The sequence below is a fragment of the Paraburkholderia azotifigens genome (assembly GCF_007995085.1).
In the GTDB taxonomy this organism is placed as follows: Bacteria; Pseudomonadota; Gammaproteobacteria; order Burkholderiales; family Burkholderiaceae; genus Paraburkholderia; species Paraburkholderia azotifigens.
Window position 1 is genome coordinate 2,748,154 of sequence record NZ_VOQS01000003.1, and the last position, 19,966, is coordinate 2,768,119.

23 protein-coding genes and 1 pseudogene are annotated in these 19,966 nt (G+C 63.7%); 18 read left to right on the forward strand and 6 right to left on the reverse strand.

The genetic code is table 11. The annotated features are described in order from the left end of the window. Nucleotides 1–99 precede the first annotated feature (99 nt). Entirely contained in the window at nt 100–1,125 is a 1,026-nt protein-coding gene (gene adhP / locus FRZ40_RS29580; protein WP_147236471.1) for an alcohol dehydrogenase AdhP, read from the reverse strand. A gap of 123 nt (nt 1,126–1,248) precedes the next feature. Next, on the reverse strand, nt 1,249–1,890 hold the full coding sequence (locus tag FRZ40_RS29585) for a LemA family protein (protein ID WP_240057314.1): 642 nt from the start codon (nt 1,888–1,890) through the stop codon (nt 1,249–1,251). Between the two features lie 190 nt (nt 1,891–2,080). Here FRZ40_RS29585 and atpD point away from each other — a divergent pair, with 190 nt between their 5' ends. The 12 genes from atpD to FRZ40_RS29645 all read left to right on the forward strand — a co-directional run bounded on the left by atpD (nt 2,081) and on the right by FRZ40_RS29645 (nt 10,608). Beyond that, nucleotides 2,081–3,550: a F0F1 ATP synthase subunit beta gene (gene atpD / locus FRZ40_RS29590; protein ID WP_147236472.1), complete on the forward strand. Its 1,470-nt coding sequence runs from the start codon at nt 2,081–2,083 to the stop codon at nt 3,548–3,550. Nucleotides 3,551–3,563: 13 nt separating this feature from the next. After that, nucleotides 3,564–3,995 carry a F0F1 ATP synthase subunit epsilon gene (locus tag FRZ40_RS29595; RefSeq protein ID WP_147236473.1) on the forward strand — a complete coding sequence of 144 codons (432 nt, stop codon included), beginning with the start codon at nt 3,564–3,566 and terminating at the stop codon, nt 3,993–3,995. Further along, entirely contained in the window at nt 3,992–4,306 is a 315-nt protein-coding gene (locus tag FRZ40_RS29600; protein ID WP_028367862.1) for an AtpZ/AtpI family protein, read from the forward strand. The genes FRZ40_RS29595 and FRZ40_RS29600 overlap by 4 nt, the downstream gene beginning before the upstream one ends. Next, entirely contained in the window at nt 4,299–4,592 is a 294-nt protein-coding gene (locus FRZ40_RS29605; protein WP_147236474.1) for an ATP synthase subunit I, read from the forward strand. Before FRZ40_RS29600 ends, FRZ40_RS29605 begins: the two co-directional genes overlap by 8 nt. Beyond that, nucleotides 4,589–5,287, forward strand: coding sequence for a F0F1 ATP synthase subunit A (locus FRZ40_RS29610; protein ID WP_147236475.1), 699 nt, complete (start codon nt 4,589–4,591; stop codon nt 5,285–5,287). The genes FRZ40_RS29605 and FRZ40_RS29610 overlap by 4 nt, the downstream gene beginning before the upstream one ends. Further along, nucleotides 5,284–5,529 carry a F0F1 ATP synthase subunit C gene (locus tag FRZ40_RS29615; RefSeq protein WP_028367865.1) on the forward strand — a complete coding sequence of 82 codons (246 nt, stop codon included), beginning with the start codon at nt 5,284–5,286 and terminating at the stop codon, nt 5,527–5,529. The genes FRZ40_RS29610 and FRZ40_RS29615 overlap by 4 nt, the downstream gene beginning before the upstream one ends. A 6-nt stretch (nt 5,530–5,535) precedes the next feature. Further along, nucleotides 5,536–6,279, forward strand: a complete 744-nt coding sequence (locus FRZ40_RS29620) for a F0F1 ATP synthase subunit B family protein (protein WP_147236476.1) — start codon at nt 5,536–5,538, stop codon at nt 6,277–6,279. Then, nucleotides 6,248–7,843: a F0F1 ATP synthase subunit alpha gene (locus FRZ40_RS29625; protein ID WP_240057315.1), complete on the forward strand. Its 1,596-nt coding sequence runs from the start codon at nt 6,248–6,250 to the stop codon at nt 7,841–7,843. Before FRZ40_RS29620 ends, FRZ40_RS29625 begins: the two co-directional genes overlap by 32 nt. Further along, nucleotides 7,824–8,702, forward strand: coding sequence for a F0F1 ATP synthase subunit gamma (locus tag FRZ40_RS29630; RefSeq protein WP_147236477.1), 879 nt, complete (start codon nt 7,824–7,826; stop codon nt 8,700–8,702). Before FRZ40_RS29625 ends, FRZ40_RS29630 begins: the two co-directional genes overlap by 20 nt. Continuing rightward, nucleotides 8,699–9,151: a hypothetical protein gene (locus FRZ40_RS29635; RefSeq protein ID WP_240057316.1), complete on the forward strand. Its 453-nt coding sequence runs from the start codon at nt 8,699–8,701 to the stop codon at nt 9,149–9,151. Before FRZ40_RS29630 ends, FRZ40_RS29635 begins: the two co-directional genes overlap by 4 nt. A gap of 210 nt (nt 9,152–9,361) precedes the next feature. Beyond that, complete coding sequence (locus tag FRZ40_RS29640; RefSeq protein ID WP_028367869.1) at nt 9,362–9,610, forward strand: hypothetical protein; 249 nt, start codon at nt 9,362–9,364, stop codon at nt 9,608–9,610. Between the two features lie 158 nt (nt 9,611–9,768). Continuing rightward, the gene (locus FRZ40_RS29645) at nt 9,769–10,608 is read left to right on the forward strand and encodes a potassium channel family protein (RefSeq protein WP_147236479.1); all 840 of its coding nucleotides are present in this window, start codon (nt 9,769–9,771) and stop codon (nt 10,606–10,608) included. A gap of 17 nt (nt 10,609–10,625) precedes the next feature. On the opposite strand, the gene FRZ40_RS29650 is transcribed toward FRZ40_RS29645, so the two are convergent. Continuing rightward, entirely contained in the window at nt 10,626–11,054 is a 429-nt protein-coding gene (locus FRZ40_RS29650; RefSeq protein ID WP_147236480.1) for a phasin family protein, read from the reverse strand. Between the two features lie 259 nt (nt 11,055–11,313). Between FRZ40_RS29650 and FRZ40_RS29655 the strand changes: the two genes are divergently transcribed. The 5 genes from FRZ40_RS29655 (at nt 11,314) to FRZ40_RS29675 (ending at nt 16,228) form a co-directional block, all read left to right on the forward strand. Next, nucleotides 11,314–11,784: a universal stress protein gene (locus FRZ40_RS29655; RefSeq protein ID WP_147236831.1), complete on the forward strand. Its 471-nt coding sequence runs from the start codon at nt 11,314–11,316 to the stop codon at nt 11,782–11,784. A gap of 68 nt (nt 11,785–11,852) precedes the next feature. Then, entirely contained in the window at nt 11,853–12,989 is a 1,137-nt protein-coding gene (locus tag FRZ40_RS29660) for an ABC transporter permease (RefSeq protein WP_028367872.1), read from the forward strand. A gap of 2 nt (nt 12,990–12,991) precedes the next feature. After that, on the forward strand, nt 12,992–13,690 hold the full coding sequence (locus FRZ40_RS29665) for an ABC transporter ATP-binding protein (protein ID WP_028367873.1): 699 nt from the start codon (nt 12,992–12,994) through the stop codon (nt 13,688–13,690). After that, nucleotides 13,687–14,772 (forward strand): HlyD family secretion protein, encoded by a 1,086-nt coding sequence (locus FRZ40_RS29670; protein WP_028367874.1) that lies wholly within the window; start codon nt 13,687–13,689, stop codon nt 14,770–14,772. The genes FRZ40_RS29665 and FRZ40_RS29670 overlap by 4 nt, the downstream gene beginning before the upstream one ends. Continuing rightward, on the forward strand, nt 14,750–16,228 hold the full coding sequence (locus FRZ40_RS29675) for an efflux transporter outer membrane subunit (RefSeq protein ID WP_147236481.1): 1,479 nt from the start codon (nt 14,750–14,752) through the stop codon (nt 16,226–16,228). Before FRZ40_RS29670 ends, FRZ40_RS29675 begins: the two co-directional genes overlap by 23 nt. A gap of 33 nt (nt 16,229–16,261) precedes the next feature. On the opposite strand, the gene FRZ40_RS29680 is transcribed toward FRZ40_RS29675, so the two are convergent. Further along, nucleotides 16,262–16,708 carry a hypothetical protein gene (locus FRZ40_RS29680; protein ID WP_051446433.1) on the reverse strand — a complete coding sequence of 149 codons (447 nt, stop codon included), beginning with the start codon at nt 16,706–16,708 and terminating at the stop codon, nt 16,262–16,264. Nucleotides 16,709–16,918: 210 nt separating this feature from the next. On the opposite strand from FRZ40_RS29680, the gene FRZ40_RS29685 reads away from it, so the two are divergent. Next, nucleotides 16,919–17,194, forward strand: coding sequence for a DUF1488 family protein (locus FRZ40_RS29685; protein WP_081767539.1), 276 nt, complete (start codon nt 16,919–16,921; stop codon nt 17,192–17,194). Here the strand turns inward: FRZ40_RS29685 and FRZ40_RS29690 are convergent. After that, nucleotides 17,088–18,749 (reverse strand): bifunctional aminoglycoside phosphotransferase/ATP-binding protein, encoded by a 1,662-nt coding sequence (locus FRZ40_RS29690; protein ID WP_147236482.1) that lies wholly within the window; start codon nt 18,747–18,749, stop codon nt 17,088–17,090. The two genes, FRZ40_RS29685 and FRZ40_RS29690, sit on opposite strands and share 107 nt — an antisense overlap. A 119-nt stretch (nt 18,750–18,868) precedes the next feature. Then, nucleotides 18,869–19,881: pseudogene (gene phaZ / locus FRZ40_RS46205) on the reverse strand (polyhydroxyalkanoate depolymerase). Nucleotides 19,882–19,966: the final 85 nt, after the last annotated feature.

The window sequence follows — 19,966 nt, forward strand, 5'->3', positions numbered from 1 at the left end:
AAAACAGGCAAAAGCAGCAGGCAAAGGCAGGCGCCATCGCGGACGCCTGCCATGCCGTTTGCCATGTTTGCCATGTTTGCGATAGCCCATCAATCCCCATCAATCGAGCGCCATCACGATCCGCCCATCCACTGTCCCTTCGCGGAGCGCACCGAACACCGCGTTGATGTTCTCGAGCCGGTCGCGATGAATGTGCGCTCGAACGCTGCCCTGCGCGGCGAAGTCGAGCGACTCCTGCAAATCGCGCCGCGTCCCCACGATCGAGCCGCGTATCGTAATGCCGTTAAGGACCGTCGAAAAAATCGGCAGCGGAAAATCGCCCGGCGGCAAACCGTTGAGTGCGACCGTGCCGCCGCGTCGGACCATGCCAAGCGCTTGCGCGAATGCACTGCGCGACACGGCAGTCACCAGCACGCCATGCGCGCCGCCAATTTCTTTCTGGATAAAAGCGGCCGGATCCGTGGTTTTCGCATTGACGACAAGCTTCGCGCCCAGATTGCGTGCAAGGTCGAGTTTCGCGTCGGAGATGTCGACTGCAACCACGTGCAATCCCATTGCAATCGCATACTGCACGGCGACGTGCCCAAGCCCACCGATACCCGAAATCGCCAGCCACTGGCCCGGGCGCGTGTCCGTCACGCGAATGCCTTTGTAGACGGTCACGCCGGCGCAGAGAATCGGCGCGATTTCATCGAACGCGACAGTGTCGGGAAGATGTCCGACATAGTTGGGATCGGCCAGCACGTATTCGGCATATCCGCCGTTGACCGAGTACCCCGTGTTCTTCTGGTCGTGACAGAGCGTTTCCCATCCGCTCAGACAGTGTTCGCACCGGCCGCAGGCCGTATAGAGCCAGGGCACGCCGACGCGGTCGCCTTCCTTTACGCCCTTCACGCCGCTGCCAACAGCGGCGACGTAACCGACGCCCTCATGTCCGGGAATGAAAGGCAGCGTCGGTTTGACGGGCCAATCGCCGTCGGCGGCATGAAGATCGGTATGGCAGACGCCCGACGCCTTGATGTTCACCAGAATCTGGCCCGGACCGACATCAGGCACGGCGACTTCTTCGATGCTCAGCGGCTTGCCGAATTCTCGTACGACAGCGGCTTTCATATGGCGGGTCATGCGACGCTCCTCGGAAAAATGGTTCGTGCAGTGTTGCGCATGCGAACATCGCGCGGTTGATTCAGATCAACGGGTATCGCCTGTCGCGCCGGAATGAGGGGCGTTCGCGTTGGTCTTGTCCGGTCAAACACGCAACGATCCGCGCAGCGTACCGAAGTCCGTGCGAGGCCGACGGTGCACGGGCGAGACGTCGGGGGTGGAGAAAGCAGGTTTGTCCTGACAGGCATGCAGCGCTTGCGCAAGATCGAGTGGGAAGCGGTGCAACGATGCGTTGTATTGCAGCGCTGCATGGTCGTACCGTTCACGCGCGGCCGCGATTCGGGCCGCAGACGATGCAAGCCGCGTTTGCAGCATCTGGAAACGCGGGGCCGTCTCAATTCGGTGCACGGATTCGCAGACGATCATGAGTTGCGAGATCGCTTCCGTCATTTGACGTTGCGCCACGTCGAATCGCGCGAACAACGCGGGTTCGCCGACGAGCGCCGGCGTCGCATGCAAGGCTTCGATGGCTGAACGGGCGTCTGCAACGTTCTTCAGTGTCGATGCGTCCGCGGGCAGGTAGCGGCGGGCGAGGGCGGTCGTTTCATCGACCAGTGCAAGGCGCTCGTCGTAAAGCACGACGACGTCCGAGAAGGCGGCCTTGACCTGGTCATCCGCCTGGAGCGATGGGACAACCCCACAGGCTGTCAACGCATCGAGGGCCAACAGAACCGGAATGATCAGCAAGGCTTTCATCATGTCGACCGCGCTCCAGGTGAGGTCCATCACATCGAGCGTAGACGGGCGTGTGCGTATCCGTTTGATCCCCGTCAAGCGCGACGCGCTTTTGAGAGCGCGCACCACGCATCGTTCGCGCAATGCGACTCATGCGTGCAGTCATTGATCAGGATCAGCTTTGAGCGGGCGCTCGCCGTTATCTTGAAGAGGTTCAGGAATTCGCCGGGGAGCACGGAACGTGTCGATTCGCGAGAGCAGGGAAGTCAGCCAGGCCCCAGACTTTGGTGCGACGGGACGCGTGATTGCCGCGCGAGGCGCGGTTGTCGACGTCGATTTTGCTGGGGAAGCGCTGCCGCCCGTCGACACAGCCATGTTCATTTCAACGGGAGACGGACGTCAGCCGATTCTCGTGGAAGTGCAGGCACACATCAGCGAGACCGTCGTGCGGGCGCTTGCGCTGCAGTCCACGGCGGGCGTCGCGCGCGGCATGCCCGTGCATTCGACCGGCCTTCCGATCGAGGTTCCCGTTGGAACAGAGACGCTCGGGCGGCTATTCGACGTGTCGGGGGCCGTCCGGGATGCGGGCGCGCCGTTGCCCGAGGGCGTCGAGCGCCGTCCGATCCATCGCGCGCCGCCTGCGCTGTCCGCACAGCGCGGTGCAACCCGGCTGTTCGCGACGGGGATCAAGATCATCGACCTGCTCACGCCGCTCGCGCACGGCGGCAAGGCCGCGATGTTCGGTGGCGCCGGTGTCGGAAAGACTGTGCTGGTGATGGAGCTGATTCATGCGATGGCCGAGCAGCACAGCGGCATTTCCGTGTTTGCAGGTGTCGGCGAGCGTTCGCGCGAGGGCCACGAAATGCTGGCCGACATGCGGAGCTCAGGTGTGCTGCCGCGCGCCGTGCTGGTCTATGGACAGATGAACGAGCCGCCGGGGGCGCGCTGGAGAGTGCCGCTGACCGCACTCACGGTCGCCGAGTACTTCCGCGACGAACGCCATCAAAACGTGCTGCTGCTGATGGACAACGTATTCCGCTTCGTGCAGGCAGGGGCGGAGGTCTCAGGACTGTTGGGTCGCATGCCGTCGCGGGTCGGCTATCAGCCGACGCTGGCGAGCGAGGTTGCCGCGCTGCAGGAGCGGATCACGTCGGTCGGCGAGACTGCCGTAACGGCGATCGAGGCCGTCTACGTTCCCGCCGACGACTTCACCGACCCGGCCGTGACGACGATTTCATCGCATGTCGACAGTATGGTCGTGCTGTCGCGCGCACAGGCCGCCGAGGGCATGTACCCCGCAATCGATCCGATCGCTTCGACATCGATCCTGCTCGATCCGCTGGTGGTCGGCGACGATCATGCGAACGTCGCCAACGCCGTGCGGCGCGTGATCGAGCATCAGCGCGAGCTGCAGGACGTCATCGCGCTGCTCGGCATCGAAGAACTCGGGGCGGACGACCGCCGGATCGTGCAGCGGGCCCGCCGTCTGCAGCGCTTTCTGACGCAGCCGTTCTCGGTGACGGAGGCGTTCTCCGGGCAGCCGGGCCGGTCGGTTGCATTGACGGACACGATCGCCGGTTGCAAGGCAATTCTCGACGGCGAGTGCGACGACTGGCAGGAAAGTTCGCTGTACATGGTTGGCGCGCTCGACGAGGCGCGCGATAAGGAAGCGCACAGCAGGCAGGCGCATGCGTCGCCCGTTGCCGTCTGAAGGATGCATCGCCATGACGGACGACTCGCTCAGCCTGACCATCGCAACGCCCGCGCGCGTGGTCGTCGACGGATTGGCGATCGTCTCGTTGCGCGCGGAAGACGCGAGCGGCGGGTTCGGCATTCACGTCGGACATGTGGATATGGTGACGCTTCTCGGCGCGTCTGTCGTGCGGTGGGCGACGCCGGACGGCACCGCGCATTTTTGCGCCGTGGACGGCGGCGTGCTGATCGTGTCGAACGGCGCGACCGTGTCGATCGCATGCAGGGAAGCCGTGCTGGGCGAATCGTTGCAAGGGCTGGAGGCGCAAGTGCACGGCACGCGTGAAACGCAACTCGATGCGATGCGGCGCGCGCGTGTCGAGCAGACGCGCCTTCATGCTCGTGCTGTGCGACAGATGTTGCGTTACCTGCGTCCACAGGCGGCGCGTGGAGTGCCCCAATGACAAGCCAGCGCAAGCGCGATGCCCCGGCGGACGATCGCGTCGCGAAAGCGGCACGGCGCGCTTCGGATCGCGACGCAATGGGACGCGAAGACCGGGAGCCGTCGCTGGCCGCACGGCTTGGGCAGATCGGCATTCTCGGCTGGACGATCGTTTTGCCGACGCTCGTCTGTCTCGCGCTGGGTCGATGGCTGGACCGGCTGATGGGAACGCGCGTGTTTTTCTCGGCGCCGTTTCTGATGATCGGGGCGGCGATCGGTTTCTGGTCGGCATGGAAATGGATGCACCGGCAGCAAAGGAGAGATCGTGACTAATACCGTTTTCGCTCACCTGCCCACTGCACTGGCCTTGTTCGTCGCCGGCCTTGCGGTCGGCCTGCTCGCGGGTGCGGCGCACTTCGCTTCGCTCCGCTGGAATGCCTCGCTGTTCATTGCCGGGCGTCCCGTCGGCGCACTGCTGCTGCAACTGTCGCGTTTCGCGTTGACGGCGGCCGTGTTCGTCCTGCTGGCGAAGGCGGCCACGCTGGCTCTGCTCGGCGGGATGGGCGGTTTCATGTGGACGCGCAGCATCGCGCTGCGGCTCGGGCGAGCCGGATCATGATGCATTCGCCTCTGACCACGGAGCCGTTGCTGCACATCGGTCCTCTCGCGATAAGCGCGCCCGTGATCGTTACGTGGGCGCTCATGGCGTGCCTCGCGACGGGCGCTGCACTGCTCACCCGCAAGCTGTCGGTCGCGCCTTCAAGAATGCAGACAGTGCTCGAACTGCTCGTCGAAACCGTCGATACCCAGATACGCGACACGATGCAAACCGATCCGGCGCCGTATCGCTCGCTGATCGGCACGCTCTTTCTGTTCGTGCTGGTTGCGAACTGGTCGTCGCTCGTGCCCGGCGTCGAGCCACCCACGGCGCATCTGGAAACGGACGCCGCGCTCGCTTTGCTCGTGCTTCTCGCGACCGTGGCGTACGGCGTGCGCTCGCGCGGCGTGCGCGGATATATGGCCACCTTCGCCGAGCCGACGTGGGTGATGATCCCGTTGAATATCGTCGAGCAGCTTACGCGAACCTTTTCGCTGGTCGTACGCCTGTTCGGCAATGTGATGAGCGGTGTGTTTGTCGTGGGCATCGTGTTGTCGCTGGCGGGCCTGCTCGTGCCGATCCCGCTGATGGCGCTCGATCTGCTGACGGGGGCCGTGCAGGCCTACATCTTCGCCGTGCTCGCGATGGTCTTCATCGGCGCGGCAGTCGGCGAAAAGCCGCATCCCGCCAACGACAACCAGAAGGAACACGCATGAACCTGATTGAAATCATCAGCATTGCCGCAGCCGCGCTCGCGGTGGCGTTCGGCGCGATCGGTCCGGCGCTTGCCGAAGGCCGCGCGGTGGCGGCTGCCATGGACGCTATCGCGCGGCAGCCGGATGCGGCGGGCACGTTGTCCCGCACGCTGTTCGTGGGCCTCGCGATGATCGAGACAATGGCGATCTATTGCCTCGTGATCGCGTTGCTGCTGCTGTTCGCCAATCCTTTCGTGAAGTGATGCGCGATGAAGATCGACTGGTCGACGCTGGCGCTGCAGACAGTCAATGTGCTGATCCTGGTGTGGCTTCTGCAGCGTTACCTGTTCCGCCCCGTCGCGAGAATCATCGCGGAGCGCCAGTCCGCGGCGCAGGCGCTCATTGCCGACGCGGAAGCCGTCAGGCTCGCTGTCCGCAAGGAGCTCGACGCGATGACGGCCGACCGTGCGCAACTTGCCGCGCGACGAGCCGAAGCCCTTGCGCAGATCGAACGCGACGCGGACCAGCAGCGGGCCGCACTTCTCGCGGCAGCGCATGAAGAAGCCGACAGGCTGCGCGCCGAGGCCGTCGCGGAGATCGAGCTCGATCGAGCAGCGCTCGCCCACGAGGCGTCGGCGCGAGCGGTCGAACTGGCTGTCGACGTCGCACGCAAGCTGCTCGAACGCGTGCCCGATTCGATGCGGGTGGAGCCGTTTATCGAGGGGCTCGTGAACGGCGTCAACGGACTTTCTCCAACGGCGCGACAGGCGCTGTTGGCGGACGCTTCACTGCAATTGACAGTTCCGCGCGCACTGACGGCCCACGAGCAGCACACATGCGAAGCCGCGCTTTCCGCGGCGCTCGGGCACGCTGTTGCATGGCGCGCGCAGATCGATGGCACGCTGGTTGCGGGACTCGAGCTGGCCGGACGTCATGGCATCGTGCGCAATAGCTGGCGCGATCAACTGGAGCAGGTTCGCAATGGATTATTCGACGGCGATGGACGCGTCTGACGACACGCGCGACGGATGGCTGGCCTGCAAACGCAGCGCACTCGCGGCTATCGAACTCGAGACACGCGCGATCGCGATGGGCCGCGTCGAGCGTATCGCCGACGGCATCGCCTTCGTGTCGGGGCTACCCGACGTCGCGCTGGACGAACTCGTCGATATCGAAAGCGGCGTGACGGGTTACGTGCATTCGCTCGATGTCGACGTCGCGAGTGTCATCATGCTGGATAGCAGCCAGTCCGTTCGGGCGGGCATGCGCGTGACACCTCGCCATACCGTGCTCGACGTGCCCGTCGGCGACGCGCTGCTTGGGCGCGTGGTCGATCCACTCGGACGGCCGCTCGACGGCGGCGACGCGATCAGGGGGGAGAGCCGCCTGCCCGTCGAACGTCCGGCGCCTGCTATCGTCGATCGCGATTTCGTCAGTGAACCGCTCGAAACGGGGGTGCTGATCGTCGATGCGCTGTTTGCAATCGGCCGCGGGCAGCGCGAGTTGATCATCGGCGACCGGGCCACCGGCAAGACGTCGCTCGCGATCGAGACGATCGTCAATCAACGGCATAGCGACGTGATCTGCGTCTATGTGGCCATCGGTCAACGGTCGACGGCGGTTCAGCGAGCGGTCGATGCGATACGGCAATACGGGGCACCCGAGCGCTGCGTCTTCGTGGTGGCGTCGTCGGCCTCGCCGCCCGGATTGCAATGGATCGCGCCGTTTGCCGGATTCTCGATAGCCGAGTTCTTTCGGGACCGTGGGCAGCACGCGCTGGTCGTCGTCGACGACCTGACCAAACACGCGGCCACGCATCGCGAACTCGCGCTGCTGACACGCGAGCCCCCGGGGCGCGAGGCGTATCCGGGCGATATCTTCTATCTGCATGCGCGTCTGCTCGAACGCGCGGCGCGGCTCTCCGCCGATCTGGGAGGCGGCTCGCTGACGGCCTTGCCGATTGCCGAAACCGACGCCGGCAATCTGGCCGCCTACATCCCCACGAACCTGATTTCAATCACGGATGGCCAGATCGTGCTCGATGCAGGCCTGTTCGCGGCCAATCAGCGTCCCGCCGTCGACGTCGGCCTGAGCGTCAGCCGCGTGGGCGGAAAGGCTCAGCATCCCGCGTTGCGCGATGTGGCGGGCCGCTTGCGGCTCGACTACGCGCAGTTTCTCGAACTGGAGGTGTTCAGCCGATTCGGCGGGCTCGCCGACGCCCGCGTGGTCGCACAGGTCGAGCGGGGCAAACGCATCCGCGCACTCTTCGCACAGCCGCGCTTTAGCGCGTTAAAGGGCATCGAACAGGTCGGCCTGCTCTCTGCGCTGGCAGATGGTCTGTTCGATGACGTGCCCATCGAAGCGATCGCGACGGCGCGGCGCCGGCTCGTTACATCGGGCGCGGTGCACTGCCTGACAGGCGACACACAGGACGCACAAGCGCTCTCAGTGCCGCTCGACGACGCGCTGCGTCAGCGTCTGATCGATGTCGTGCGCGAATTCATCAAACAGCCGAGCCCGGCAACGACGGACGCCGCCACCTCGCGGGAGCATGCAGATGACCAGCCGGCTCAGTGAGATCGAAGGCAGGATGACGACGGCACGTCAACTGGATGACGTGATCGGCGCGATGCGCGGGATCGCGGCGGCGCGCGAGCGTGAGGCGCAGGCGCGGCTTGCGGGGATACGTTCCGTCGCGGCGACGGTTGGCGAAGCGATTGGCATGGTGCTCGCGGCATCGGCCCATCGGGACACGCGCGACATTCCGCCGGAGCACAGCCTGACTCCCGTGCTGATCGTACTTTGCACGGAGCAGGGCTTCGTCGGCGGATTCAACGAACGGCTGCTGGAGCGCGTCGAAAGCTGGCCGTCGCGTGGCGCGGCTACGCTGTTCGTGGTCGGCACGCGTGGCGCGGCATTGGCGGACGAACGAGGCCTCGCATACGACTGGTCCGTGCCGATGGCCAGCCATGCCGAAGACGTGATGCGTGTGGCCGGGCGCATCAGCGATGCGGTGTTCTCGCGTTTCGAAGCGCATCCCGCATCGGAAATATGGCTGATACACGCATTACGGGTGGAAGGCGCACAGGTGGCCGTCGTGACGCGGCGGCTCGTGCCGTTCGATTTCGAGCGCTTCAAGACTACGTCACGCGTGCGGCCGCCGTTGCTTCCGCTACCGATAGACAGCATGTTGGCCGGGCTCGCCGAGCGTTATGTCCATGTCGAGCTATGCGAAGGCCTCATGTTGTCTTTTGCTGCTGAGAACGCGGCTCGTATGACGGCGATGCTCGCAGCGAGCGATCACGTCGGCGACACATTGAAAGCGCTCACGCGCGAGGCCCGCATCGTCCGCCAGGACGAGATCACCACCGAAATCGCCGAACTTGCCGTCGCGGCGCCAGCGTCGGAATTCGTGGCCGGGAAGGAGGCATCTTGACGCGTGCACCTGACCTGCTGTGCGTCGCACTCACGGCTTCGATACTGCTCGCCGCGTGCGCGACGGCGTCGCGGGAAGCGGCGTTCCGGAACGAAGAGGTCGAACTTTCCCGGGCACGTCACGAGGCCAGCATCGCGTGTGAGACGACTGTCGCCTGCGACAAGGCGTGGGCGCGCACGCGGACGTTCATCGAGACACACTCGGCGACGCGAATCGTGCAGGCAGACAGCTCGTCGATTCAGACAGCTCTTCCGCATGCGTTTGGCTTCGTTTATCTCGCAGCCACGAGAAGCGCAGACGAAGCGGGCCATATCGTCATTCATCTCAAGGCCATGTGCAGAGGCATGTATGCCAGTGACGGCGGCGCGGGGCTGCTGTACTCGACTTGCGCCCGATCGATCGAGTCGGCGCAAGCGGAATTTCACGCGTGGGTAGAGGAAGACCGCTAACGAGCCCTGAGGCGGTCGCGCGTGCCATCAGGCAGGAACAACCGGCGAACACCGCTAGGAATATTCCTACTTCATGACTTCATCGACTACCGACGTTTAAAGCCTCGCCGATTTCAATCAAAGCAGGTGCGCTCGATACTGTACTTAACCCGCCGCCGCCAGAGAGACACACGGTCGGCAAGCGGGGACAGGCAGAACGAGGAGCACGAAATGAACGGCAATGGCATTTCCCTCAGAGATCTCGTCGACAAATGGCTCGCACCAACGCGTTCCATCCCCGCCAAAGTGATCGAGATCGGGCGCTTCGGCTCCGGCGGCGTGCGATTCGTTCGTCTGGAGGGAGCGGTGTCGAACTGTCCGTTAAGCATTGTTTTCTTCCGGCATGGACACGGCGCATGGGATGTCTTTCCGCCCGTGCCGGATACACCTGCCATGGGCACACGCCTGTTCGCCGCATGATTCGCGTCAGAGGTCGAAAGCGGGCGCGGTCGGGGGCTGATCTGTGTCAAGGCCTGCACCGGAATCTGGCATAGCCTGACAAGCGGAGACACCACTTCGATTTGCCCGTCCGGCCCGTCCTGTCACGATGACGTCGCCCGGTTGCATACCTTCGCACAATGGCCAATAGCCTCGGTTTCTTCACGATCGGCGGTGTGGATTCGCACGATAATCCACGAGCGGTGCGCGCGTGGCGTCACATCCGCTGGTACTTGTGCGCATGCAGTTTGCTCGCCATCCCGGCTTTCTACGGCGAACTCACCGCGACTACCGATGCCGCGCTCTTCGTCGCCCGCGCGCTGTATCTGTGCATGTTCGCGGCTTTCGCGCTCTCGATCCTTCGTTTGCTTTATCTCAGCAAGAAGCGCAAAGCGCTGCTTTTGCACAATCGCCTCGATGTTCTGATCACGGCCGGCGCAGCGTTGAGTGCGACGTGGGGCGCGCCGCCGTGGCAAACGGCCGAATGGGTGCTCCGGCTATTGTTCGTGAGCCTCGTCGCGGTGCGCATCGTATTGTCCCTGCACGAGTTCTTCACGCCGAACCGGATCGTCTGGTTGCTGGGCGCGGGTGCCGCCGTGCTCGCCCTGGCCGGTGCCGGTTTCATGTGGCTCGAGCCCAGAGTCCACTCCTACGCCGATGGCTTGTGGCTTGCATTCGAGAGCAGCGCGACGGTTGGCTATGGCGATATCGCCCCGACTACGCCCGCCTCACGCGTGTTCGCTGTATTCGTTGTTCTGCTTGGGTACGGCATGCTGTCGCTGGTCTTTGCCAGTATTGCTGCCGCCTTCATCGGAAAAGAGGAGCGCGCGCTGCGGCGCGAAATGCACCGGGACATCAAGCATCTGAACGATGAAATCGCCCGGCTGCACGGTGAGTTTCGTGCGCTGCGGGACGCGCTGGGGAACCCGGCTGTCTCAACCGCTCAGTCGCCGCGGCAAGACGAGCGCGAACCGCGATAAAGCGCGTCCCGACCGAATCACTCGCCGCGAAGAGGCGGGACGGGTATCGATTGTTTTGGCGATTGTTTGACTGCGCCCCCGGTGGGCGTCGGCGCATGCGTAACGTCGGGAGAAGCGGTCACGGCGGGGCGCGATGGCGCGTTCATCGACAGTCCGATGTCAGCTGCAGGCTTTCCGGTCTGCACGGCCGTAAGCGGCTGGCTCGCCGCCGTCTGCGCGCCCGCAGCGATGTCGGCGATGCGCTTGCAATACAGCATCGCCTGCGATGCGCAGGCAGGCAGCATCAAGCTGCCGATCGCGGCATATTCGAGCGGATTGCGGACTGTCGCGGCGCGCATCCACGCTTCCTCGCAGAGGGCAATCCATTTCGTCAATGCTTCGGTGTTTGCCAGCGCGACAGCCTGCATCGTATCGGCGGCGAAGGGTTCGGAGGGAAGGGTGTTCATCAGCGTCTCCTGTTCCGTTCTGGGAATTTGCGGTCCGTGTCCAGCTTCGACTGTATGACGGCGACGTCCTGATCCGTTGAGGCACGTCAATCGACGGGACGATTCCGGTAAAAAAAGACACTGACGCCATGAGACGTCGAGCCTTGATGCAGGTCAAGCGCGCATGCGCACAAGCATCGAAGATAAGAAGCATGCCATGCGACGCATCATGCAGCGCGGCGAATCGTGGTGCAGCAAATACTTCAAGGAGGCGGTCATCATGTACAAGCAGATTCTGATTGCACTGGACGGTAGCAAGACATCGGAGAGGGTGCTGAACGAGGCGGTGAAGATGGCCCGCCTGACAGGTGGAAAAGTTCAGGCCGTGTACGTGGTCGACAAGACGCCGCTCTTCAGCTACGCGGGATACTACGATCCCATCGCGCTCGTCGATGCGCTGCGCAAGGATGGCCGTACCACTCTGCAGAACGCGGAAACAACCTGCCGTCAGGCCGGTGTCGTTTGCGATGCTGAACTTGTCGAGACCGAACGTCTGAACGAGGACGTGGCGACGACGCTTCAACATTGCGCCGAGCGGCTGGGTGCGGATCTCGTGATCCTCGGCACGCACGGCCGGCGAGGCGTGCGCCGCATCGTGCTTGGCAGCGTGGCCGAGCGCTTCGTCCGGTTTGCGCAGTGCCCGGTGCTGCTCGTGCGTGGCACCGAACCGGAACAGGGCGGACAGGGCTAGGAACTGTCGTCCGGCGGCGGACGACGGCGAAACAAGGCCTTCGTCCGCCGTGCAGATGAGGAAACGAGATGAAAGGCATCCTCAGGCTCGCGTTCAAGCTGCTCGTCAACGATAGCGCCAAGTTCACGGCGCTGATCGTCGGCATCACGTTCGCCGTGTTCCTGATGATTGAAATGACCTCGCTGTTCGCGGGCATCCTCAACAAGTCGTCGTCTACGGTGATCAACATCGGCGCAAAGATGTGGGTGATGGACCCCGCCGTACAGACGATTGCGAGCAGCATCGGCATGCCGGACTACGTGCTCGACGCCGTACGCAGCATCGATGGCGTCAACTATGCCGTGCCGCTTTATTCAGGGGTCGCGCTGGTGCGTTTGCGCGACGGCGCGTACCAGGCCGTCACGGTGATCGGGCTGGACGACGCCAGTCTGTTCGGCTGGCCGAAGATGAAGGCAGGCCGGATCGAAGACATCTACGCGGAGAATGGTTTTATCGCCATCGACGACGCGGAATTCATCAAGCTGCACAACCCCAGGCTCGGCACGGACTTCGAACTCAACGACCATCGCGGCGTTGTAGTCGGCATCGCGACCGTGACGAGCAGCGGCCTGTTCGGAACGCCGACGCTCTATACGACCTACAAGCGGGCGGTCGAATACATTCCGACGACGCGCTACACCACGTCCTATATTCTCGTCGAGCCCAAGTCGGCGGCGGACGTCGCGCATATCAAGCAGGTTGTCGCTTCGCTCGGGTACGTAGCCTATACGAAGAAAGAGTTCATGCAACGCATCTCGCACTTCTACAAGTATGAAACGGGGCTGGGCACGAACATTCTGTTGATGACGGCAATCAGTTTCATTGTCGGCCTGTCGATATCAGGACAGACCTTTTACACGTTCATCCTCGAAAACCTGGAGAAGTTCGGCGCGCTGAAGGCCATTGGTGCGAAGGGCCACGAGCTCGTCGCGATGATCCTGTTTCAGGCAACGTTTACCGCGTTGACGGGCTACGGACTCGGCGCGGGGCTGTGCGCGGCGTCGATCAGTCTCGTCCGTCTGCGTGTGCCTGACTACGCGGCGATGATTACCTTCGGCAATCTCGCGCTCGCATTCGCGATGGTCGTGGTAATCGCAGCCTCGTCGAGCTACCTCGGCGTGCGCCGCGTGCTGCGCATCGAACCGTTCGATATTTTCCGGGGCTAGCCGTGGCCGCCATTGCCATCGACGCGAGCGGGCTGAACAAGTGGTTCGGCGAGGGCGACGCGCGCACGCAGGCGCTGTCGAACGTGGCGATGCAGGCCCGCTTTGGCGAAATGCTGCTGATAGTCGGCCCGTCGGGAAGCGGCAAGACCACCTTGCTGAGCGTGATCTCGGGCATTCTGCGGCCGGATTCAGGCGCGGTGTCGATCGACGGCGTCGATCTCTGGCAACAGGGCGACGACGCGATCGCGGACTTTCGTCTCAAGCGTATCGGCTTCGTGTTTCAGGACTATCACCTGTTTCCACGTCTTACCACGGTGGAGAACGTAGCCATTCCGTTGATCCTCAGACGTCGCGACTGGGATCAATCGATCAGCGAGGCGATGACGTGGCTCGATGTGGTCGGGCTGCGCAACCGTGCCGCGCTGCCACCGATGAAACTCTCGGGCGGCGAGCAGCAGCGTGTGGCGATTGCGCGCGCGATCGTCAGTCAGCCCGATATCCTGATCCTCGATGAGCCGACGGCGTCGCTCGATGGCGATACCGGCCGTTCGATCATCGATTTCGTGAAGCACAAGGTGCTCAACGACCACCGCTGTATCGTCATTGTCACGCACGACAGCCGGATATTCGATTACGCCGATCGCGTCATGCACATGGAGGACGGCAAGCTCAAGACCATCGACGCGGGAGGCGGGCAATGAAACAGCGGCTCCTGTTCGTGCTCGCCTTCGTGGGTTTCATCGCGAGCATCGTGGCCGCGTGGGTCTACGGCATCCAGCAACCGCCCCAGCCACCCGTCTTCGATCCCGCGTCGAACCCTTATGCCCACGGGGTGTACGCGACGGGCATCGTGGAAAGCGATCAGCCCGCCGGGGCGAACATCAACATCTACCCGGATGTGTCCGGCGCGGTGACCAGACTGCTGGTGCACGACGGCGACAGCGTTCGCCGTGGCGACGTGTTGCTGGTCATCGACGACGCCGTGCAGCGGGCGACCGTCGCGCAGCTCGAAGCACAGGCAGACGCCGCGCAATCGGTACTCGACGAACTGCGCGCCCAGCCGCGTCCTGAAACCCTGGATGTGGCAAGCGCGCAGGTCGGCGCCGCGTCGGCCAGCCTCAAGATGGCGCAGGATCAGTTCGACAAGCAGAAGCATGCGTACGAGATCGACCCGAAGGCTGTCAGCCGCGATACGCTCGACAATGCCGCGAACGGGGTTGCCGTTGCGCGTGCAAACCTGGACGTGGTTACGCGGCAATACCGGTTGACTCGTGCGGGCGCGTGGACATACGACGTGCGCAACCAGGAACGCCAGGTCGAGTCGCTGCGCAAGGCGGTCGCGGCTGCTGATGCACAGCTCGAGCGATACACGCTGCGTGCGCCTGCCGACGGCGTGGTGCTGTCGGTGAATGCAGCGTCGGGGTCTTATCTGTCGCCGCAGGGCGTGTACGACACGTATGCACAGGGCAGCGCGCCCGTGCTGGTTCTCGGCACGCCGTCGAACCGCCTGGCCGTGCGCTGCTACGTCGACGAAATTCTGATCAGCCGGTTGCCGGATCTGCATGGGCTGAAGGCACGCATGTTCATTCGCGGCACGTCAGTGCAGGCGGATCTGCAATTCATGCGTGTCCAGCCGTATGTGACGCCGAAGATCCAGTTGACGGACCAGCGTAGGGAGCGTGTCGACGTGCGCGTGTTGCCTGTGCTTTTCCGGGTCGTCACACAGCAGCCGGCCCGTCTGTTTCCAGGGCAGATCGTCGATGTATACATTGCCGCCAGTTGAGCGCCGCACACTGCGGACGATCGCACGCACTGCGCGAGCCGCCGTGCTGCTAGCGAGCGTCGCATGTGTCGCCGCGTGCACGGTCGGTCCGAACTTTTCGCGACCGGCCACGCCGCGCGTCGAACGCTACGACGCATCGGACGCATCGGGCGTCGCCTCTGCGGGGCAGCAGCTATTGTCGCCCGCGGTCCCGCTGCGCGACGACTGGTGGACATCGTTCGGCTGCCACGCAATCGATATGGCCGTCGACGAGGCGTTGACGGGCAACGTCACGCTGGAACATGGGGAGGCGACGCTGAGGCGAAGCGAACATCTGTTGCGCGCCGGTGCAGGTGTCTTTTTTCCTCAAGTCGATGCACAGGGGGATGCTTCCCGTCAGCGCTTTTTGCCGCTGCGCACGGGCGTCGACGCGCCAGCGTCGATCTTTAATCTGTTCACGTTGTCGGCCACTGTCAGTTACACGCTCGACATCTGGGGCGGGGAGCGCAGGCAGGTCGAAGCGCTCGCCGCACAAGCGGAAACGCAACGCTATGCGCTCGTTGCTTCTTACCTGACGCTGGCTGCAAACGTCGTCAACGCGATGATCGCCCGGGCGGCCTATAGCGACGAAATCGCTGCGACACATGAGATGGTCGACCTCGTGCGCGAACAGGTTCACATTACGGAAGTTCAGGTCGCGGCGGGCGCGAGTGCGTGGTCCGCCGTGCTGTCGCTGCAGAACGAACTGGCGACGCTCGAGGCGTCGCTGCCCGGGATCGAGCAGAAGCGCATCGAAACTGAACATCTGCTTGCGCTGCTCGCGGGGATGTATCCGGAGCAATGGAGCGCGCCTGCCGTGTCGTTGGGCGAGATCGCGTTACCTGGCGTATTGCCGCAGACGCTGCCGTCTTCGCTGGTTAGGCGGCGCCCCGACATCCTGCAGGCGGAAGCCGCGCTGCATATGGCGAGTGCGGATATCGGGGTGGCCACGGCGGCACTGTTCCCGCAGATCACGTTGTCCGCTTCGGGCGGTTTCGAAAGTGCGGTGCTTCATTCGCTCGGAACACCGGCTGGACAGGTCTGGAGCCTCGCGGCAGGTGTGACGGCGCCCGTGTTTCATGGGGGCGCATTGTGGTTCCAGCGTAAGGCCGCCGTGGAAGCCTATAACGAGTCGAGCGCCGCGTATCGCGAGGTCGTGCTCGCGGCATTCGCCCAGGTCGCCGACGCGCTGCGGGCACTCGAACACGATGCACAGACGGTCGATGCGCAGACCCGTGCAGTTCAGGCGGCAGCCGAGGCGCTGCGGCTCATCAAGGAGTCGTATCGTGCGGGGACAGTCGGGTATCTGCAGATACTCGTCGCCGATGGCCAGTATCACCAGGCCCGGATTGCGTGGCTGCAGGCCATCGCCCAGCGCCTTCAGGATACGGTTGCGCTTTATGCGGCGCTCGGCGGCGGCCTGATTGCCGACTCATGATCGCCGTCGGTAATGAAGCACATCGTTACAGCACTATCGCGATGCCTGCCCGGAAATGGGCGCGGAGGTTTCGGGCAGTTCGCCCCAACCAATGGGCGCAAAAACGGTGCCGCCCGCCAGTTCGACCCACTCCGTGAACCTCTGCAGCGTGACGCCTGCCATGATGTGGATCTGCGTCCCGTGAAAATAGCTTTCGGTGCGCAGCCAGGGCGATGCGCCCACGTTGAGTTCGAGCACACTTAGCGAATGACCGTTGAGGCCGGATTCGGGCGGAAAGAGCGGGCCGTCGAAGGCAACCTTCAGAATCTGATCGGTGCCGTCACCATAAGGCAGGTGGGCATGAAACTGATACGGCGCCTTGTCCCATCCTTCGCCCCACTGTTCGTCGAGACCGATCCGGGTGAAATACGCCCACGGCCCGCGTACGAAGCACAGACGATAGACGTTGCCCACACCGTCGAGATCGACCCGCAATGTCATCTATGCCCCCATCTGCTTACAGAACACGTGTGCCGTCGATGCTGCGAAGGCGGCAATCCCATCGTTGCACGCGTCGGATGGACAGCGTTGATGCAAGTCAACGGATGCATGGACGACCTCCGTCCGCCGGCGTTGACATGCATCAAATCCACCCGCAAGCGCGAGGCTAATCTGGCATTGCACCCTTGCGCCCCACGTGGAGTCGTTGCCATGCAAATATCGTTTCCTTCCTGTCGCCCGGATTATTGCGCGCGCGACCTGGTGTTGACGTTTCCCGCGCGCGTCGATCACCAGACCGTGCAATGCGCCATTACGGCAGAAGCGCTCGAAGATCATTTCGACGCGCGGTCGCTGCGAGAAGAAGATCTCATCGACGCATTCACTGCACATCGTCGCGACATCGAGATTGCAGCCCGGCGGATGCTGACCGAGATAGGCGGGAATCCCATTCTGCTGCATAGCGGCTATTTTCGCTTTTGCACCTGATGCGCCCGTCGGCGGTCGCAGGTTCGGCGGCAGGCGAAGCTATCAGTTCGAGCACCCGTTTCCAGAAGGCAGGTTCGTTGAAGGCTTCGACGGGAACGACGGTCTCGAAGGCGAAGGTCTGCGCCGTTTCGACGGCCGTCAGAGGCTCTGCGGTGGCCAGTTGCAGGGACAGCGTGGATGTATCGGCGTCGGAGGCGTCGCGCTGGTTGCGCCGACGTGTGCCGATGCGTTCTGCCAGAACGTCTGGAGCGGCGCGAAAGTCCAGTATGCGCACACCTACGCCGAGGCGCTCTCCCAGCGCGAAAAAAGCGCTGCGATGGCGATGTTCGAGGAACGTCGCGTCGACGATCACACTGTAGCCAGCCTGTAGAACACAGGTTGCGAGGCCAAGCAGATGGTCATAGACGGCGTGCCGCGCCTCGGCCGTGTAGTGCGTCGCGTCCAGACGGGCATCTGCCGCAGCCATGGATTCCATACGCTTGCGTTCGACATCGCTCGATAGCCACACTGCGCCGCTCAACCCGGCCAGCGCGCGGCTGGCGACCGATTTGCCGGAACCCGAAAAACCGTGACACAGCAGCATGACGGGCGGCGGCGTTTGTGTCTCGGCTGCGGCAATCTCGATGTAGCGTGCGGCGTCGCGTGCCGCTGCGGCGGCCTTCGAAGACGAGCCGCTCTTGCTGCGCAAATGTGCCACGAGCACTCGAACCAGCGCACGATAGACGACATAGAGCGGCATCAGTTCGAGTGCCGCGTAGTCGCCCGATGCTTCCAGCCAGGCGTTCAACAGCCGGTTCGACAGACGCGTGCCTGCCCGCGCCCGAAGATCCATGACAAGGAAGGCGATGTCGTTGGCGATATCGATCCAGCGCAGTGCATCGTCAAAGTCGATGCAGTCGAACATCGATACCTCGCCGCGCCAGCGCATCACGTTGTCGAGGTGCAGATCGCCATGACAGGCGCGCACGAAACCGTTGGCACGGCGCCCGTCGATTGCGGCTGAGCGCTGCGCAAGTTGTTGTCCGCACCAGGCAGCGATTTCGGGCAGACGCGCTTCGACGCAGCCAGCCTGAAGCGCCACATTGACGGCTTCGATCTGCGCCTTGAGCAGTGCGGCGCTGCCGTACCGTGCGAGCGGCGCATTTCGCGGCGCACGCCGATGCCAGGCAGCAAGTCGACGGGCCGCGCCATCGACATCGTGCAGCGACAGTGCCCCGCTTCGGGCGAGACTGGAAAAGAGCACGGCTTCGTCGAATCGGCGCATCTTGACGGCGTGTTCGACTGCACGGCCTCTCGATCCGAATGTGACCGTACGCCCACGACGCATGATCGGGAGCACGCCAAGGTAAAGGTCCCGCGCAAGCGGTCTGTTCAGCTGCAACTGGGCTTCGCAGCAACGTTGCCGCGTCTCTGGCGCCGTGAAATCCGCGAATCCCGGCGCAACGGGCTTGATGATCTTGTAAGCGAAGCGGCCCGCGAGGTACACGATCGAGATATGGGTCTCTATTCTGACGATCCTGCCAGCCGGATGACGATACGTGGATGCTCGCTGCATGGCTTGTTCGATTCCGCGCACCTGGCGTTGCGCAGCCCGCACGCGGTTCGCGCCATGCAGCGTGTTCGAATCCGCCCGCCTGGCGCGCCGTTTCGTCGGCCTGCGTCTGAAGGGTTGGATCACGCGTGCCTCCTGCTACGGGTTGGCCTGTCTGTGTGTTGCCTGACGGGCATGCTCGACGCCGCGTCCTCGACCTCGCGCCAGAATCGGCACAGTGCCGGATGAACGGCTTCGCGCCAGCGCGAGCCGGTGAAAAGGTCATAGTGATTACACGTCGGAACCGTCATCTGGCGGTCGCGCGGTGGCGACGAAGCGCCGCACAAGGTGTGCGCACAGTGCGTCTGGCCGGCACCCGTGATGTCGTCGAGTTCGCCTTCCACGGTGCACAACGGCGTGCGGGAGAGCGCATTCAGTTCGACATGCCGGCCCTGAACCGACCACGCATTGCGCGGCAACCGATGCTCCTGGAAAACGACGCGAAGGATATCGAGGAAGTAGCTTTCCGCCATGTCGAGTACGGCCGCGTACTCGTTCAATGATCGCAGCGCCTCGGCGGCCGCGCGCATGTCGCCTGCCAGCCAGTTCGACCAGTAAGCCGCTTCAAGCCGGACGTGCCGTTCCGGGTGCGCCGCGAGCATGGCGCTCTGCTGGATGAACCCGGGATAGACGCGCCTTCCTGCGCCGCGATACGGCGGGGGACCACATCGATCACCTGATCGCGAAACCATTCCAGGGTGTGTGATGTGGCGAACCGGTCGATGCGGGTCGGATTGATCCGGGAATCGATGGGCCCTCCGAGCAGCGAAATGCTGGCCAAAGGGACGGCGAGCACGCTCGTGAGCAATGCCGCCGCGGCCAGCGCCGGTACGGTCGCCTGACAAACCGCGACGACGTGCACTGGCGGCCCGTGTGCACGGGCCGTGCTTATGAAGCGTTCGAGTGCAAGCACGTAGTCGTCGAGCGACAGAGGTCCGGCATCGGGCGGCACGTCTCGGGCGTCGGCCCAGTCCGAAACGAATACGTCGCGCTCCTCGAGCAGTGTTTCGACGGTCTCGCGCAACATGACGGCGTGATGGCCTGCGAGCGGTGCGCAAAGCATGATGGGCCATTTGACGCCTGTTTTCGCCGCCATGCGTTTCCGTGTGAATTTGCGCAACGCGCCAACCGGCAGCGAATCGACAACACTCTCTTCGATTTCGATCCGGCTGCCGCCGCTG